At 30.3% G+C, this 18,570-nt stretch carries 10 protein-coding genes; 2 read left to right on the forward strand and 8 right to left on the reverse strand.

All coding sequences use genetic code 11. The annotated features are described in order from the left end of the window. Positions 1-283 precede the first annotated feature (283 nt). The 4 genes from ACW9UN_RS11755 to ACW9UN_RS11770 form a co-directional block, all read right to left on the reverse strand. Complete coding sequence (locus tag ACW9UN_RS11755; RefSeq protein ID WP_459486481.1) at positions 284-3,064, reverse strand: T9SS type A sorting domain-containing protein; 2,781 nt, start codon at positions 3,062-3,064, stop codon at positions 284-286. A 103-nt stretch (positions 3,065-3,167) separates the two neighbouring features. After that, the gene (locus tag ACW9UN_RS11760) at positions 3,168-3,920 is read right to left on the reverse strand and encodes a LytR/AlgR family response regulator transcription factor (protein WP_459486482.1); all 753 of its coding nucleotides are present in this window, start codon (positions 3,918-3,920) and stop codon (positions 3,168-3,170) included. Beyond that, complete coding sequence (locus tag ACW9UN_RS11765; protein WP_459486483.1) at positions 3,917-6,751, reverse strand: sensor histidine kinase; 2,835 nt, start codon at positions 6,749-6,751, stop codon at positions 3,917-3,919. The genes ACW9UN_RS11760 and ACW9UN_RS11765 overlap by 4 nt, the downstream gene beginning before the upstream one ends. Positions 6,752-7,049: 298 nt before the next feature. Continuing rightward, entirely contained in the window at positions 7,050-7,703 is a 654-nt protein-coding gene (locus tag ACW9UN_RS11770) for a DUF2202 domain-containing protein (RefSeq protein WP_459486484.1), read from the reverse strand. A 204-nt stretch (positions 7,704-7,907) separates the two neighbouring features. On the opposite strand from ACW9UN_RS11770, the gene ACW9UN_RS11775 reads away from it, so the two are divergent. Both ACW9UN_RS11775 and ACW9UN_RS11780 read left to right on the forward strand, forming a co-directional pair. Further along, entirely contained in the window at positions 7,908-8,225 is a 318-nt protein-coding gene (locus ACW9UN_RS11775) for a hypothetical protein (protein WP_397445104.1), read from the forward strand. A 186-nt stretch (positions 8,226-8,411) separates the two neighbouring features. Next, a complete protein-coding gene (locus tag ACW9UN_RS11780; protein WP_459486485.1) occupies positions 8,412-10,496 on the forward strand; it encodes a TonB-dependent receptor domain-containing protein in 2,085 nt (694 codons plus the stop codon). Positions 10,497-11,130: 634 nt separating this feature from the next. On the opposite strand, the gene ACW9UN_RS11785 is transcribed toward ACW9UN_RS11780, so the two are convergent. From ACW9UN_RS11785 to ACW9UN_RS11800, 4 genes are all read right to left on the reverse strand, one after another. Then, on the reverse strand, positions 11,131-12,564 hold the full coding sequence (locus ACW9UN_RS11785) for a sulfatase-like hydrolase/transferase (RefSeq protein ID WP_459486486.1): 1,434 nt from the start codon (positions 12,562-12,564) through the stop codon (positions 11,131-11,133). Between the two features lie 84 nt (positions 12,565-12,648). Then, a complete protein-coding gene (locus tag ACW9UN_RS11790) occupies positions 12,649-13,425 on the reverse strand; it encodes a T9SS type A sorting domain-containing protein (protein ID WP_459486487.1) in 777 nt (258 codons plus the stop codon). Between the two features lie 100 nt (positions 13,426-13,525). Continuing rightward, entirely contained in the window at positions 13,526-15,277 is a 1,752-nt protein-coding gene (locus ACW9UN_RS11795) for a RagB/SusD family nutrient uptake outer membrane protein (RefSeq protein WP_459486488.1), read from the reverse strand. A gap of 20 nt (positions 15,278-15,297) precedes the next feature. Then, complete coding sequence (locus tag ACW9UN_RS11800) at positions 15,298-18,474, reverse strand: SusC/RagA family TonB-linked outer membrane protein (RefSeq protein WP_459486490.1); 3,177 nt, start codon at positions 18,472-18,474, stop codon at positions 15,298-15,300. Between the last annotated feature and the right edge of the window lie 96 nt (positions 18,475-18,570).

Genomic DNA, 18,570 nt, shown 5'->3' on the forward strand with positions numbered 1-18,570 from the left:
TGCTTTTTCTAATTGAATTGTAGTTTTTTTTGCTGTATAAAAAACAATCATTTTTGTAACTTTATATTGCAAATATAATTGTTTATTTAGAATAAATAAAAATAAAATATCAAAATCTATTAAAATAAACAGGCTGTCTGAAAAGTAGATCTATATGTAATTTTGAGCGAAATCGAAAAAACCTAACTATTTGATGATCATAAATAAGATTTCTCTATTACAATCTAAATGACAGGGATTTTATACTTTTTAGACAGCCTATTTTAATAAATATTTGGCTTTTTTAGTACTTTAAAAATTTCTTATTCGTGATTTTTTGATTTGAGTGAATTTGAATCATATACCAACCATTAGGCAACTCAGACACATTTATAAAGTTATCAAAACTGTTAATTTGTTTTACTTTTTGCCCATTGATGTTGTAAATGGTTAAACTTGTAATAGACTCTGAAGATTTTAAAAACAAATTATCTCTGACTGGGTTTGGATGTACAATTATGCTATTGTTTGCGTAATTTATATCTGTAACATTTAATGTGGTATCAAACTCATAAGCACCCAAATCTATAGTAGAGTTTACTATTCTAGTATTACCAGAAGCATCTAAAGAACCGTATAAACTAGAATTGTAAAATGCATTAGTTGCTTGATCTACAACAGCTATTGAAGATAATGTAGGTCTATAATTAGCATCTAGATTAGGATTTGCTATGTTTATATTAAAAGCATCTCCATCTATATTTGCTGTAAAAGGAGTTATTGTTGGTGCTATACAATTATCAATATCTAAATCTCCAAAATTTCCTTCTGCTTGTTTAGAGTTATCAAAAACAACATCGCTTACAACAGAAGTATTGTGAAAATTATTGTAAAATATTGAATTATAAACCTCTACCTCATTTTCTAATGATCCTGAAGAACTAATGTTGATTAAATGTTTAATTGTAGATGTAGAAAAATCGTTTTTATTGTTAACAAAAGTTGAATTTAAAATAGTTGTACTCATATTTGATGTACCTGTTTCTCTAAACCAAATGGCTCCAAAATCTGAATTGTATTGATTATCAGTAAATTCAAAATTTACAAATTTAAAATTAATAGGTGTATTACTAGCTGAACTTTGAAATAAAGCCACACCGTTATTGAGTAAATTCCCTTTTATAGCTACGTTAATAAATTGAATATCATCTGTAAAATATCTATAATCCATCAACATTCCGTTACCTGAATAATTGTTTCTAATAATACTATTCTTTAACGTAAAATAAGAAGTATAATACGTTGTTGGAAAATAAATAACAGGATTACTTCCACTAGGTTTATGAGCACCTTCGAAAATAAATCCATCAAGGGTTACGCTGTTTGTATTAACAGCCATCAATTGCTCTAAATTATCGGCTTTGTTAGCAGCAAAATTGCCAGTAATATCATCATTGTTTACATCACCAGAAATAATGGTAGCATTTGTTGAATAAATTAATGACATGTCTCTATCATTTTCATCGGTTTCAGTGCCATCAAAACCACCAATAATTTGCACATTATTATCACTAATAGTATACCCTCCTTTTGTTGGGTAATAGGTTCCTGCTTTTACATATACTTTACCACCTGGCACTAAACTAGGATCGTTTAAAGCATCGTATATAGAACTGTAAGCATCTGCCCAAGATGTACCTTCTTGATTTACGGGTGCTGCAGCATCTACAAATATAGCTGCTACTGGTGTTGGTAGCGATAGACTTGCAATATCTGAAGGACCATGAAACATGGCTGTATTTGCATGTTGTATAGCCCCTAAGCCAATGCTTGTTCCACTAGAATAGGTTCTACTATTTTGAAAACAATCAGTAGTTGGAAAATCAGATAAATTATAAGCTGAACCGCCCATGGCTCCATTTTGTCTGTATGCAGCTATGGGTTCAAAATTTCCTGCAGTAATTTCTACAAAAGGGTTTGATGGCAAATAAACAGAGTTTGGTACATCATAAACTGGTGTAAAATCTCTTGCATTTGTATTACCAACAGAAATACCTGCAGATCCTATTGTTGTAGATCCTATATATTCTTTAGTTCCTGAATTGTTATAATATATGTTGTTGTACCAAGCACCACCAACACTACCAGATGTTTTTTCTAAACGAATACAACTAGCCACAGCAACTGCTGCACCTGTACCTTCTTGATTTAAAGAAAGTGTGTTATTTAAAAAATGTACACTTACACCTTGGGCTCCGTTAGAAATAAATCTTGCTACACTACCAGATTTACCAGCATCTATAACCTTGTTTGCAATAAATAAATTGTTAGCAATAAAAATGGCATCATAATCTCGAAGTCCTCGATATTCAAAAGCGAACCCTACTTGCGATACATTTTCGTCAACAATACTGTTTAATAAAGAAAACGTTTTTAGAGGATTTGATGAAGAACCTCCAACCTCATAAGACCAAACATCAAAAGCAGGCCTAGTGGTAGCATAGTTTCTAGAAAAACGACAATTTAAAAGTGTAATTTCTTTTTGAGTATAGTTTACTGTACTTGGGTGACTGTATAATGCACTGCCTCCATGAGCATTTACAAAATTGATACGATTTATTGTTATTTTTTCATTTACATGAACTAAAGTTGAACCACTAACTGTTATAGGTTCAATTTGTAAAATACGGTTTGCATTATCACTTTTAAACAATGAATTTACACGAGGTAATTCGTCTAAATCATCTCCGTTAATATCTCCAGATAAATAGACAGGATGTAACCAAGGGTCAGTACTTCTATCTGCTTTTGTGGCTTCTGTACCCACAAAACCACCGTAAATATTAACACCATATTTATTTAAAAACGGAGTTGAAGCATCTACAGGTGTGTAAGTTCCTTCTGCAATCCAAATTTCTGCACCTGCAATATTAGTATTGTTTAAGGCATCGTGTAAAGATGTATAGGCATTTGCCCAACTGGAGCCATCATTAGTTCCTGAGGCATCTAAATCTACATAAACTATGGTTTGTGCGTTAGAAAAACTTAATATAAAAAAGGATAATAAGAGTAAATATTTTTTCATTGTAATTGAGATTAATTATAATTTTCAATTACAAATTAATACTAAGACTAAAGATTAATAGTGGGCTTTTTTCTGAAACACTTTAATTTTTTTCTGAATGAAATTACATAAACGTTTCTTTAATGACTTCTATAAACTGATCGCGTTTAGATTTTGAAATCGGAATTCTTTTTTTATTGTTCATCAGCAAATAATCTCCATCATTTTTTACTAATTCTTCTACATATTTAAGATTAATAAAATAGGATCTATGACATTTAAAAAACATGGCGTTACTTTCTAATTGCTCTACAAAATGCTTTAATGGTTTACAAATTGTCTTTTGTTTGCCATTAACCAGCTGAACGTTAGTATACATTCCATCTGCTTCAAAATATACAATATCGTTGTGAGAGGTAAACAGTATTCCTTTAGGAATTTCTAAAGCTATTTTATCTACAGATAACAGCTTTAAAGATTCACGCAAATTATTCAATTGTTCGTTTAAGTTATGCTCTTTTATTGCTTTATTAGCTTTAGCAACAGCCTCTACAAGCTCTTGAATATCTACTGGTTTTAGCAAATAATCTATAGCAGATAGTTTAAAAGCATCTATAGCATACTGATTGTAAGCGGTTACAAAAATGATTTTAAAATCAATTTGATTTGGAAAATATTCTAAAATATCTAAACCAGATTGATTGGGCATTTCGATATCTAAAAATACCAAATCTGGTTTTGAGTTTTTTATTAATTGTACACCAGAAACTAAATCTGATGCCTCATCTATAGTAGTTATATGCGTACAATAATCTGTAATCAATTTAGATAACAAGTGTCTTGCCCTCTTTTCATCATCTATTATGATTGCTTTCATAAGTGTTCTGGTATTGATATTTTAATAATCACTTTTGTTCCTTTAGCCTCTTTATTTTCACCATAAAGGTCTATTGTTTTTATACTTATATCTTTCTTTAACTTTGTTTTGTACAAGTAAACTCTTTCTTGGTTAGCTTTTGTGGCAAATGATTTGTGCTGATGATTTGACTTCTTTATTACTTCGGATTTTATACGTCCAATTCCATTATCTTCTATTGAAATTTCTAAAATTGAATGCGAAATCATTTTAATAATTACTTGCAGTTTTCTATTGTTTGATTTGTGCAGCAACCCATGTTTTAAAGCATTTTCTACGTAAGGTTGTATAAATAAAGGAGGTACTTTTATATTTTTAGTATTGAGTTGTTTTTCTATTTGAATCCTATATTCTAGTTCGTCTTCAAAACGAACTTTTTCTAACTCTAAATACAATTGCAAGGCCCTTAACTCTTCATCCAAAGAAATTTCGTTTTGCTGGCTATAATCTAAATAAATTCGTATTAACCTACTAAATTTTACTAAATAAGAACTTGCTAAATCTTTTTCATTAGATATGATATAATCTTGTATAGAATTTAACGCATTAAAAATAAAGTGTGGGTTCATTTGCGAGCGTAAATTTTCTAAACGCAAATTCGTGATTTTTTTATCAATTAAAATTTTATCAACTTCAATATTTCGTTTTGCTTCTTTACGTTTTGAGCTCCACCTAAAATACAACCAAATAATAGTAAAAATAAGAAGCAGTATTAAACAATAAAACCACCACCTTTGCCAAAAAGGTTTGGTAATTATAAAAGAAATAGAAGGGGCATAAACTGCTTTTTTAGCGCTTATATTTTTTGCTTTTAACTCTATTTTATGTTTTCCACTAGACAAACTATTAAAATTAATTGTTTGTGTGTTTAAAGGAACTTGCTGCCAACTTGTGTCAATTGAATTTATACGATATTGATAAGCTACATGTTTATTGCTTTGAAAACCATTAGCGTTAAAGTGTAGTCCTATTTTATTAAAATGATAAGGCAATTTATATTGTGGTTTTACCAAGGTATCTTTATCATTAATAATTACTTTTTTAATAGTAACATTGGCTGTTTTAAAGTTTTTAAACAACCCATTATCTTTTGGTAATACATAAAATGATTTTGGTAAAGTAAGCACAAGATAATCTTTGAGAATTAAAAAATCATTTACGGCAATATTAATTCCGTCTTGAGCGCTTAATGAAGCTAAGGAGTTTGTTATGATGTTGTATTGAAACAGACCCGAATCTGTAGAAATCCACAAATAATCAACATCAGATTTTATTGTATTTATTTGAAGATCTTTTGGTAAACCTAATTCTACTTTGGTTAAAGTATCATTTTTTAATTTTAATAAACCATTATGTTGGGTTGTTAACCAAACTGTATTTTTAGATTTAGTTATAGCATTTACTAGTAAACTATTTTCATTTTTCTTTATTTCTTTAGACTTAAATGTAGTTAAATCGTATTGAAACAAACCGTTAATATAAGCCACTAAAAGAGTTGAATTATAAACTAAAGATGTTTTTACTCTATTAGCATGTAAAACCTTTTTTTCTTTAAATTTAAATGGATATTTATAAAGTATCCCTTCTTTATAATTTCCGTAAAATAATAGTGAATCATTTATTTTAGAAAAAGTTTTCGCTACAGAAAATTGAGAGCCAGTATTTGTAATTTCATGATTTTTTAAGTTTACTGTAAAAGATTCAGTAGCATTTATACTAACAATTAATTGTTCTTTTTGTGCGTCAAAAAAAAGTTTACCTATTATTTTTTTCCCCGGTAATTGAATCGTTTTAAATTGTTTTTGCGTATTGTAAAACAACAATTTACCATCATTAGTTCCTAAAACAAACCTATTGTTTTTTAAATTACAAGATGCTGTAATTTTAGAAACTAAAGGCTTTAAATTAACCTGACGTATGTTTAAATTTGGCGATACAAATACTCCATTATCTAATGTTGTAAACCAATAGTTACTATTAAAATCAATTTCTACGTCTGTAATAGATTCATTTTTAAAAATATGATCTTTAAAAATGAATTTATGATTATTTAGTTGATAAATATAAACGCCCGAAGTTGTTAAAAACCAGTAATTATCTTTAAAACTTAAAAGATTATAGATGGTTTTATCTTTTAATTCAATAGGTGTATCTAATTTTTGTTTTGTATTCTTACCCTTATTAATAACATACAGTACATTACCATTACCAGCTTTGTAGGTAAAAAAAACATCATTCTTAAACGCAAATAGCTTTGGAGATTGTATATGTTTAAAACTTTCAATTTTAACAATATTAGTACCTTTTACATTTTCTATTTTAAAAGTAATATTACTATTTAAACCCTTCTTAGAGTTTACAACAAATACATAATTTGTTTGCTCATCATTGGCATTACTAATACAAAAACCATCCAAAATTTTAATTGGTTTTCTGGTAATTTTATCAATATCATAAATACCTGTTGTAGTAAATAAGCGTATGTTTTTTGAATTGATTTGATAGTTAAAAAGTTGACCCTTGGCAAACTCGCTTGCGTCGTAAAACAATTGTAATTCATTATTTTTAACGTAAAATAGTTGTCCATAAAGATTGTTACACCATAATTTGCCAAACTCATCTAGCTTTAATTGAAAGAGTGAATTTGCTTTTTGTTTAGGATGACTAAAACGCTTATATGATTTTCCATTATAACGATACAAACCCTTATTTGCAGCTAACCAAATGTATTTTTGCACATCTTCTTTAACATCGTAAAACTCAACATCTGGTAGCTTAGATATTTTATTCATTTGTTCTATTACTGGATTTTGAGCAAAAACAGTTGTAATAAAAAAATAAATCAGTAAAACTATATGGATTCTAAAATAATGCATGACATAAAAAACAAACTTAATATATAAATTTTAAGCTAAAATTTGTTTTTTCTAAATTCCTTATTTTTTTTTCTAAACAAAAAAGATTCAAAAGTTATTTGTGAATTCTTAGAAAAATAGTGGGTAGCTATTTAAAAAGCAAAAAGTTTTGCCACTTAATGCTTTTTAAAATTGAACTATATCTTAAAGTTTCATAGTATTCATAATCAAAAACTCAATTGCACTGTTCTTGACCACTACTTATTATAGCATCAAAAGCATCTTGAGTGATAAATTGAGGTGTATATGTGCCTTCATTATTATCTAAACCTCTCATAAAACTTCTTAAATGATTTCTTGAACCGCATATTAAATTTTGATAAATACTTATAAGAGTACTATTTTTAGTTAGTGAAACATAGTTTTCTAAATCTTTGATATCCAAATCTTCAATGGTTGCTCCAATTTGTAAAGCATCAATAGTACTTTTTGCACCTTCAACTTTAAATGTATTGTAATGCGCTTGTAAATCTTTATTACTAAAAACTCCTTTTGGCAAAATAGTGTAAGAAATCTCGTTTTGTTTTAATACATCTTCTATAGCATCCATATGGGCTTGTTCGCTTTTTTTTATGTTTTCAAACTGACTTAAACTCCAAGTATTGTCTAAATACTCATAAGTATCTCTCGCTAATTTTTCTTCTTCTAACATAAACAATAATGCATCAATATCTTCCTGCAAAATTGTTGTACTTTCTTGAACATCTTCAACATCATTCAAGTCAAATAGTATAAATTCATCTTGTGAATCATCTGAACATGCATTTACAACTATAGCTAAAGTTATTAGAACAAATAGAACCGTTACTTTTTTAATTACATTTTTCATAATTTCTAATATTTAAAATTCCTTGTATAAAGATATTACGAAAAAAAGAGGTTGTAAGTAACCTAAGTTACTGGAATAAGTTAATTTTGTAACTATATTTGCGCTGTAAATACGTTGATACAAACCTTATAATATTTGATTTTTTTATCAAAATATAAAACTCTTTTTTATGCTTTTTTTTTAAGCAGTCTTGTATTGTACAACATGTTACGAGTTTCATTTACGTATATTTATTACAATGTAGATCCTATTGGTTTTATTGCAGAATTGTGTGAGAATAAAGATCAACCCGAATTGCAATGTAATGGAAAATGTCACTTAAAAAAAGTAACAGAAAGTAGTAAAAGTTCAGAAGAAGCACCTCTTCAAATCGTAGATTTTAAAGATATTTTACTACATCAACATACCATCTGCCAAGTTGATTTTCAAATAAATATAGCTGCAAAAAAAACATTTTTCAACTATCAAAATTATTATGACTACTTGATTATTGACACAAGTTTTCACCCACCACAAGTTTAGTTTTACTTCAATTTAAAAAACAGGCTGTCTAAAAACTATAAAATCCATGTCATTTCGACTCTAATGGAGAAATCTTATTTTTTGATCATCAAATAGTTAGATTTTTGACTTCGCTAAAAATGACATATAGGTCTACTTTTCAGATAGCCTCTACAAAATCGTATATAAAAAACTAAAATTTAAAAAATGAAAACAATTTTTAGTGTGCTTTTATGCGCACTTATTTCTACAGTTTCTTTTTCTCAAGACAAAAAAGAGACTAAAAAAGACACCCTAAAAAGAGTAAAACTAGATGAAGTAATCGTAACTGGAAAATTACAAAAAGATCCTATACATACCATTATTTCTAATAGATATGCTAAAAACGTTGTGCAACCAAAAAACGTGGCAGATTTATTTAATAATATCAATGGTTTTTCTGTAATCAAAAGAGGAAATTATGCTATTGATCCCTCTTTTAGAGGAAGCCAGTATGAACAATTAAACATACAATATGATGGAGGAACCAAAGCAATGCACGCTTGCCCAAACAGAATGGATCCTATTACAACGCATATTATTCCAGAAGAAATTTCTAAAATAGAAATTATAAAAGGACCTTATACAGTGCGTTATGGAGCTACTTTTGGTGGTATTGTAAATATGGTTTCTAAACAAACTAATTATTTAGAAAATGGCTTTCATGGTAAGTTTTCATCGGGTTTTGAAACCAATGGAAATTCTACCGTAAATATGCTGCAATTACAGTACATAAAAGACAAATATGATGTAGTAGGTAATTTTGGTTACAGAGATTTTGGAAATTATAAAGATGGTGATGGTACAGAAATTCCGTCTTCTTTTTTAAGCACTGATTATGGCGTAAAAGTGGGTTATAATTTTTCTGATGTTGAGCGTTTGCAATTTCATTGGAGACAATCTTTTGGACGTGATGTTTTACACGCAGGTTTGCCTATGGATACTGAATATGATAATAGTAGCATTGCTTCTTTAGACTATAAAAAAACGAATTTATCAGGAAAATTAAATAGTATTTCTGCAAAGTTGTATTATAGTTATGTAGATCATTTAATGACCAATACTAATAGACCTTCTTTTATGATGACAGAAGCTTCTTCTGCTGTTGAAGCCACAACCATGGGTGGAAAAATAGAACTGAATTGGCAACCTACCAAAAATGTAGATATTTTTACAGGTGCAGATGCGATGTTAATAGCTAGAGATGGTGGAAGAACACGATTGGTAAAAATGATGAACGGAAATATGTTGGCAACACCAATGGAATTTAACGATAAAGTTTGGCAAGATTCTTATGTAAATGATTTCGGAGTATTTACAGAAGCAAAATGGTTGTTAACAGAAAATACTTTGTTAACTGCTGGTTTAAGGTTAGATAGAATAATTTCTGACATTAAAGATCCTGAAGCAGATTTTGCAGCGCTTTACAATTTAGAAAAAAGAACAGAAAATAATATTAGCGGAACTGTTTCGTTTAAAAAACTTGTTTCTAAAAATCTTACTCTAGAAGCTGCTTTTGGAAGAGGAGTTCGTTCTGCAAATATGATTGAACGTTACATCAATCACTTTACCATCAATCAAGATCCTTATGAATATATTGGAAATCCAGATTTAAAAGCAGAAGTAAACAATCAGTTTGAAATTGGTTTTAAAGCAAAAAACACCAAAAACAGTATTAAATATGCTGCTTCTGTGTATTATTCTGATTTTCAAAACTTTATTGTGGGTATTGTAGATGCAACCAAAACCAGAAAGTTTATGCCAACTGCACAACCTGTAAACCCAAAAGTGTTTCAAAATTTAGACAACGCTTACAGAACAGGCTTTGAAGCTTCTTTTGAAACTGCAATTTTAACTGATTATTATTTTAAATCTGAATTGGCTTATGTGTATGCAAAAAATAAAGATTTAGACGAATCTTTGCCTTTAACTCCGCCTTTTAATGCAAGATTGATTTTAGGAACAAATAAAGAAAAATACTGGGCTAATGTGCAATATAATAGTACCAGTTCTCAAAATGAGATTGCACCAAGCTTTGGAGAAACAAGCACAGATGGTTACCAAACTGTAGATGTTCGTTTTGGATTTAAACCTTTTAAAAATGCAAATTTAGGTTTTGCTGCTATTAATATTTTTGATAAAACGTATAACAATCATTTAAACTTTAGTTTTACCAATCAAGCTAATTTTGGTAGGGTTCCTATTACTGAACCAGGAAGAAATTTCACTGCTTTTTTACAGTATAATTTTTAAAAATAAAATAGGGCATTAAATTTTTAATGCCCTATTTTATCAAGTAAGTTTTGATATAAAATATTAGTTTCTTGGCTAAATCTAATTCGGTTTTAATAGTCTTTTATTTTCTAAGGATATGATTCGAAAGTTAGAAAGTGTTCAAAAGGAAGTTTTTGGTTTTTTAAACACACTCCATTGCTGAACTTTATCTATATTTTGTTAACGCTGTATTTTCTAAATATTCTATTTCGATTCATAAGATAAAGCCATTCAAATACCTGATTAACTTGAGTTCAATATAGCTTTTTAGGCAGATATAGGTTTATTTTATTGAAAAACATGAGTTTGCCATTTCGAGTATTACTGAGATAAAACAAATTTTTATTGAAAGTAACTTACCAAGTAAATAGTGAAACTAAGAAATCTCAAATTTAAATTTCTTCATTTCAGTAGAAATGGTATTCGTTTCAAAGAATAAAAACTATAATACACTATAGTTTTTAAATTAAACACGCGTTGATTATGTGTTAAACCACTAATTTTAAAAGTATCATCCTATTACAAATAACGGTTTTGTGTTAATGTGTTCTATTTCTTTTCTTAAAGGATTTCTAAATCAATCACAAAAAGAGTTATTATACAAAAAAATCTTTTATTTTTTCTTTAAAAATGACTTTCTGGATTTTGGGTCTAAATATAAAACAGGTTTATTTTCCATTAATTTCTTATGAATATGATAGGTAATATTCATCCAGTCTTTGTCTTCTTTCCATAAAGGATCAATCAATTTAGACTCCCAGGTAGATAATCCTTTAGATAAATTATTTAAAGTAAGTGTATCTGAATCAGCAAGGTTATTCATTTCACTGATATCATTTGATAGGTTGTATAGAACACTGCCATGATTTTTTAATCGTATGAGTTTATAATCTCCGTGCCTAGCAGCAGCTTCTTCTAATTTTCGCCAATATAATTTTTTATGAGGATTACCACTTTTTTCATTCATCAAATATGGCAATAGGTTAACACCATCTAATGATAAATCTTCACTCACTTTTATATCTGCAGCTGCAATTGAAGTGGTAAAAATATCTAAAGAAGATGTTAAACCTGTAAATTTTTGATTTTTTTCAATTTTTGCAGGCCAACTAACAATAAATGGTACGCGATGTCCACCTTCAAATTTATTACCTTTCCAACCTTTCAATTCGCCGTTGTTAGAACTGTTATTATGCGCTCCTCCGTTATCACTTATAAAGTAAATCAAGGTGTTGTCTAGTAAATCTAGTTCTTTTAATTTATTGCGCAGTTTTCCAATATTCTGATCTAAAGACCAGGTCATTGCAGCAAGTTCTTTTCTTGGATGATCTTTATATTTTAGTAAATCTTCTTCTTTAGCATGCATTGGAGTATGAACTGCATTGTATGCTAGATACATAAAAAAAGGATGATCTTTGTTTTTTTGAACATAATCAACAGCGTAATCACCCAAAACATCTGTTAGGTAACCATCGAATATAACTCGTTTTCCATTGTGTTGTAATGCATGAGTAGCTGGAGGATTTTTAATAGGGAAGTAAGATCTTCCTCCACTTAAAAATCCATAAAAATCTTTAAATCCTCTCTGTTTTGGTTGATCTGTTTTTGTTTCACCCAAATGCCATTTTCCAATGGCAACTGTATTGTAATTGTTTTCTTTAAAAACGTCTGCTAAGGTGGTAACATCATCAGATAAACCTATATCTCCTGTATGCTTGTCTCCTGTATGATTAGCTTCAAAACCAAAACGCTGTTGGTATTTACCTGTTATTAACCCAGCTCTTGAGGGTGCACAAACGGTTGCGCTTACATGAGCATCTGTAAAGTAAACACCGTCTTTAGCCAATTGATCTATATGTGGTGTATCTAAATCTTTACTACCCATAAAGCCAAAATCTACATAACCAGCATCGTCTGCAATTATAACAATGACATTTGGTGGAGTTTGCTTTATATTTTGATCTTCTTCTTTTTTTACCTTTTTATCTTTAACACAAGAAACAAAAAGGAATAGAAAAATTGCGCACAGGTAAGAATATTTAATCATGTAATGTTTTAATCTTTAAGAGATAAAGGTTTTTATTCTTAATAAAAACCTTTATCTAGATTTTAATTAGGGTAAAACTTATGTTTATCTTTTAACAAATTTACGTGTACCAACAACGCCATCTATATAAACTTTTAAAAGATAAACACCCTGAGAAAGATCAGAAATATTAGTCTTATAAGTTTTATTTGATATTTGTTGATTTATTACTTGTTTACCTAAAAGGTTGTAAATTTCTATTTTTTCTATAGTATTTGCCGCTGATAAATATAAATTGTCATCTGCAGGATTTGGATATGTTCTAAAATTGAATTTTGAAAAATTATCTACTGATAAAGAACTTGTGGGTACAATACTCATATCATCAAATCGCATTGAATTGTTTACAGACTGAGGTGTAACAATACTTCTATAGGGTTTTGAAACAGTAAAACGTACACTAGGAAAGGTAGAGGTAAATGTAAATGTTGTATTTTGCCAGTCTTCTCCACTTTCTGTTCCCATTGGAAGTCTTATTTCATCTGAAACAGTTGTACCACTTGCTGTTGTATAAATACCAGCAGTAGCATCTGTTGTAGAGCCTGTGTTGTTAAATCTCCACCAAAAACTTACAGTATATTCTACACCAGGTGTTGGCGTTATATCTTGGTTTATAGACCCTTTTTCGTTACCAAGATTTGCTCTGTAATCTCCTGTTCGTTGTGTATCATTTGCAAAAGGGAAACCTAATGCTGCAGGACCATCAGCATTGTACCATACATTTTCGGTATTGGCATTTTCAAAACCACCGTCTTTAAGTAATTCTTGGCTGTTGCAAAAGTTTACAGATAGTAATACAAGTAAAAAAGTAATTTTTTTCATAATAAATAGTTTTTAAGATTAATTTTAATTGTAGCTGTTCAAAGTTGTTTACATTAGTAAAACTTTGAACAGCTTTTTTTTATTTTTATATAATAAATTATTAGTAACCAGGATTTTGAACCATATTAGGATTATCTGCAAGTCTTCCATTACCAAAAGGCAAATAATAACGCTCTGGCCCAAAAGTTCTTGTAAAACCACCCTCGGCATTTTTAAGGGTAATGATGTATTCATCTGAAGCTTCTACATATGAAAACACTAACCCTTTATTTTGTACACCATCTAAATATAATGGGGCAATACGCCAGCGAATTAAGTCCCAGTATCTTTGATCTTCAAAGCAAAGTTCTACTTGACGTTCTTGTCTTATAAAATCTTCTGTAATATTAGCTCTAAGAGGCATTCCTGCTCTTGTTCTGATTTGATTAATAGCATCTAATGATTCTGCTGTTTTATTTAAATAGAAAGCAGCTTCAGCAAAATTTAATAGTGTTTCTCCATATCTATAGACAATATAGTCTTGACCAGAAGCATTACCAATAGGTTGAGGATTACTCTCATCTAGTCTTTTTCGTAAAAGCAAAGATGTATTTCTTCTATTTCTAGGTAGACTTGCTTCTGGCATTTCTACACCATCTGCTCTAACAAATGTAGTATTTGTACTATTTCCTGTACTACCATCTGCTTTGATAACCTTATTATGAAACCAAACACGTTGGTTTTGCCATTCTGATTCTGGATAGAATACCGAAGCTCTAAAACGAGGGTCTCTATTTCCAAAAAAGTCATCTAAATCCCAGGTATTTGAGCCTGTTAATAATGACCTGTTTACTTTACCTGAACGACCATCAGTAAAATCAAATAGCTCAACAAAATCATAAATTACAGGAAAATTAGAATTCCATGTAGCCCCAAAACCTTGAGGAGTCGCTAACAAATCTAAGCTATGACCTCTAACAACTGGTTCATATATTTCTGCAAAAATGGTTTCACTATTATTAGTACCTTCTGTTAAGAAAATAGAGGCATAGTTGGCCACCTTATCTGAACCAGAATCTATTAAGCTAAACATTCCAGAATCTATTATTTGTTTTGAAGCGTCATAACTTTTCTGATAATAAGAATTTGCTAAACCTGCTGGGATACCAACTACTCCATTTGGACCTAACTCACCATTTTTAGCAATACTAGCAGCATAAAGCATTGCTCTACTCTGCAACATTAATACAGCGTATTTATCTACACGTCCATTGGCTCCTCTTTTATCATCAGAAAAATCATTTAAAATAGCTTGAGTTTCATTGTAAATAAAATCATAAACTTCTTGTTCTGTATTTCTAGGAAGATACAATTCTTCATAACTATCATCTCTATTTAGAACACTTGTTAAAATAGGAACACCACCAAAACGCTTTACCATTTCAAAGTAATCGTAAGCTCTTAAAAAACGAACCTCAGCTTTTTTTGCTTTTATATAATCTGCATCCAAAGATTCACTAAGTTCAATATTTTCTAAAAGAAAGTTCATATCTCTCATGTTCCCATAGTTCCAACGATCTAAAGGTCCTGGGCCTGTATCTTGCGTATATGCTCTACGAAAAGCTTGGTTTGGTTGTTGCCAGTTCGCAAAATTTATATATTCTGCACCCATGGCAGAGAACAATCCCATATTTGCACCTCTAGAATATTGAAATAATGATCTTTGATATACATCAGCTATATAGGCTTCTGTTAAATTTTCATCTTCAAAAACTGAAGCTTCAGATATAAAGTTAGGATCTAATTCTAGTTGTTTTTCACATCCAACAAATGCAAAACAACAAATAATAAGTAAATAAATAATTTTTTTCATTTTTAGTGTTTTTTAATTTATTATAACCCCATTTTTAAACCAAAAGTAAATGTTCTTAATAGTGGTATACTATAGCCACTATTGTTATAAGACTGTTCTGGATCAATTACATCGTCATAAATACCTAATCTTGTCCATGTGAATAAATTATCACCTGTTACATAGAAACTTAAGTTTCTAAAGCCTATTTTATCTAGTATATCTTTATCTACGGCATAGTTTAAGGTTACCGTTTTTAAACGTAGGTAAGTACCATCTCTAAGCCAGAAATCAGAAAAATTATTATTCCAATCTCTACCTCCATTGTCAGTATATCCAGGTAATGCAGCGTTAGGGTTGTTGCCTACGCCTGGGTTGTTAGGGTCTTGTGTCCAACTGTACTCTTCATGTAATGTGAGCAAAGACATTTCATTGTCAAAAGGATTTCTAAAAACGCCTCCTTGTGCACGAACATCAAACATAGAAGCTCCTTGAAAAAGTGCGGTAAGAGAAACGTTTTTGTAGGTTAATTTTGCATTAAAACCAAAATTAATATCTGGACTACTACCATACCCAATTTCTTGAACATCAAACCTATTGATTACACCATCAGGTACACCATCTGGACCGGAAACATCTACATATTTAATATCACCTAGTTGAGGAAGCCCTCCATCTAGCGTTTCGAAAGTAGTTGCGTTTATATATGCGTCTAGTTCATCTTGTGTATTTATTAAACCATCACTTACATAGCCAAAGGTTCTGTTTACATGTCTACCGTTTCTAAAATCGATACGTACTTGATTTGGGTCATCAAAATCAATATCTTGTTGTATATTTTGAAAACGCTCACGAGCATAGGTGAAGTTACCATCTAAGTTTATTTTTAAATCTCCAATTCTACCTTTATAGCCTAAATTAAACTCTACACCTCGGTCGTTTCTTGAATTAATATTTACTTGAGGTAAGTTAGCACCAAATATGGATGGTACTTCTTCTATCGCTGCTCCGAAAAGCCCTTCTCTAATTCTGTAAAAGGCGTCTACACCACCATAAAATTTACCTTTAAGTAATCTAAAGTCTAAACCTGCATTGTAATTTATAATATTTATCCAAGATAAGTTTCGATTAACTAACCCTTCTGTTCTAATTGTAGGCACAGCTTCACCATCAAGGTAGTAAATACCACCATTTTCTGTAAATCCGGTTAAATAATCAAAGGTTGTATAACCAATTCCTGTATCTCTACCTGTTTCACTATAAGATAGTCTTAGCTTCAATAAATCTACCATTGAATCTTTCAAGAAGCTTTCTTCTGCTAAATTCCAACCTATAGAAACTGAAGGAAAGTATCCCCATCTAGCTTCTGGGGCAACAATTGAACTTGCATCAGCACGAATCGTTGCTTCAAATAAATACTTATTATCGAAAGAATAATTAAATCTACCAGCGTAACTTAAACGTGCATACTCACCAGGAATACCTCTACCATTTATTTCGGTTGTTTCGTTTAGAGATGTACCAATCTGCTCAACTTCGTCAGATAAAAGGTCTCTACGTAAAATATTAATATTATCTACTTCATTATATTCGTTTTCAACAAAAACTAAACCAGAAACTTTGTGTTTACCGAAAGTATTATCAAAATTTAGATAAAAACGAGATAAAAATCGCATTGTAGGGTCACCATCTCCAGCAAGAAATCCTCTACTAAAAAGTGGCTCTGGGTTAACTGTTTGCTCTAATCTATATGTATCTGTTTCTGGGAAATACTCATAAATACCATAAGTTTTAGTAAGTCTAAAAGATTTTCTATCTCGTTGTCTTACATTAGCTCTAGCACCCGCTGTTAAACCTTTTATAAAAGGAAGTTTGTATTTTAATTCTAAGGCTGCTGCTAAAGTTTTTGTTTCATTTAAATTGTACCCCCCAAACCTTTGATAAATTCTAGCGACAGGAGAACGTTGAGAAAAACCACTATAGGGTGCTCTATCTGGATCTGGTAGTTCTGGATTGTAAAAAGGTTGTGCAGTTCTTAAATCATTCCATAACTCACCAACACCTGCTGCTGGATAATCTCTAGTTTCATCAATATAAGATGAATTTAAAGATAATGATAAGTCATCTGTTAAATCAACATCTAAATTATTTGTGATATTAAATTTATTGTAACTATAATCTCCCTTAAAAATAGCATTTTGGTTTAAAAACCCTAAAGAGGTAAAATATCTAACTTTTTCAGAACCACCGCTTACGCTAAAGTTATGAGCTGATAATTGACTTCCGCTACTTTTTAGAAGTGCATCTACCCAATCATAACTTGGTAATTCTCCAGACTGATATTGAGCCAAACGCTCTTCAGACCATTCTGGTCCGTAGTCAATTGGCGCGTCTGGAAAATCTGGATTATATTGAGTATTAAAGATACCATTTCTTTTAGCTTGAACATAAGCAGCAGCAGAGGATGGCTGCAGAAATTTAATCGGATTTTGAAAACCAGTATATCCATGGTAGCTTAACTTGGCAGCACCAGTTTTTCCTCGTTTTGTTGTTACCAAAATTACTCCATCACCACCTCTTACACCGTAAATAGCGGCAGCAGCATCTTTAAGTATAGATATATCTTCTATATCATTAGAGTCAAGTCTATCAAAAGATGATTCTACACCATCTACAATAACCAACGGATTTCCAAAACCACGAATGCTTAGCCCTACCCCATCTTGACCTGGCAATCCTGGGTTTTGATTTGTTATTAATCCTGGTACTTGCCCAATTAGTAGACTTCTAGCATTGGGTGCGGGTGTTGAAACAACATCATTTGCCTTAATTGATGAAACAGCACCAGTTACATTAATTTTCTTTTGGGTACCATAACCAACAATAACAATCTCATCTAGACTAGAAATATCTTCTTCAAGAACTACATTAACTACATTTTTTGAAGATACATTAACTTCTTTATTAACAAAACCTAAATAAGAAAAGACCAATGTAGCATTATTGGCAACTTTAATGGAATATTTTCCATCAAAATCTGTTTGCACACCATTTGTTGTACCTTTCTCAACAACACTTGCCCCAAGAAGAGGCATTCCATTTATATCTTTAATTGTACCTGTTATGGTTTTTTGTTGAACCTGATTTGTTTTTTTGTTTTTAAAATCATCAACCTTATTTGCATAAGAAAATGAAGTAAAAAAACATACTAAGAGCATACACGTCAGTTTTTCCCAACGTTTACTAAAAAGCTTTATTTGATTGTTCATATAAAATTTTCTGTTTAGTTAATTATTTTGATTTAATTTATTGGT

Source organism: Polaribacter litoreus (assembly GCF_054584775.1).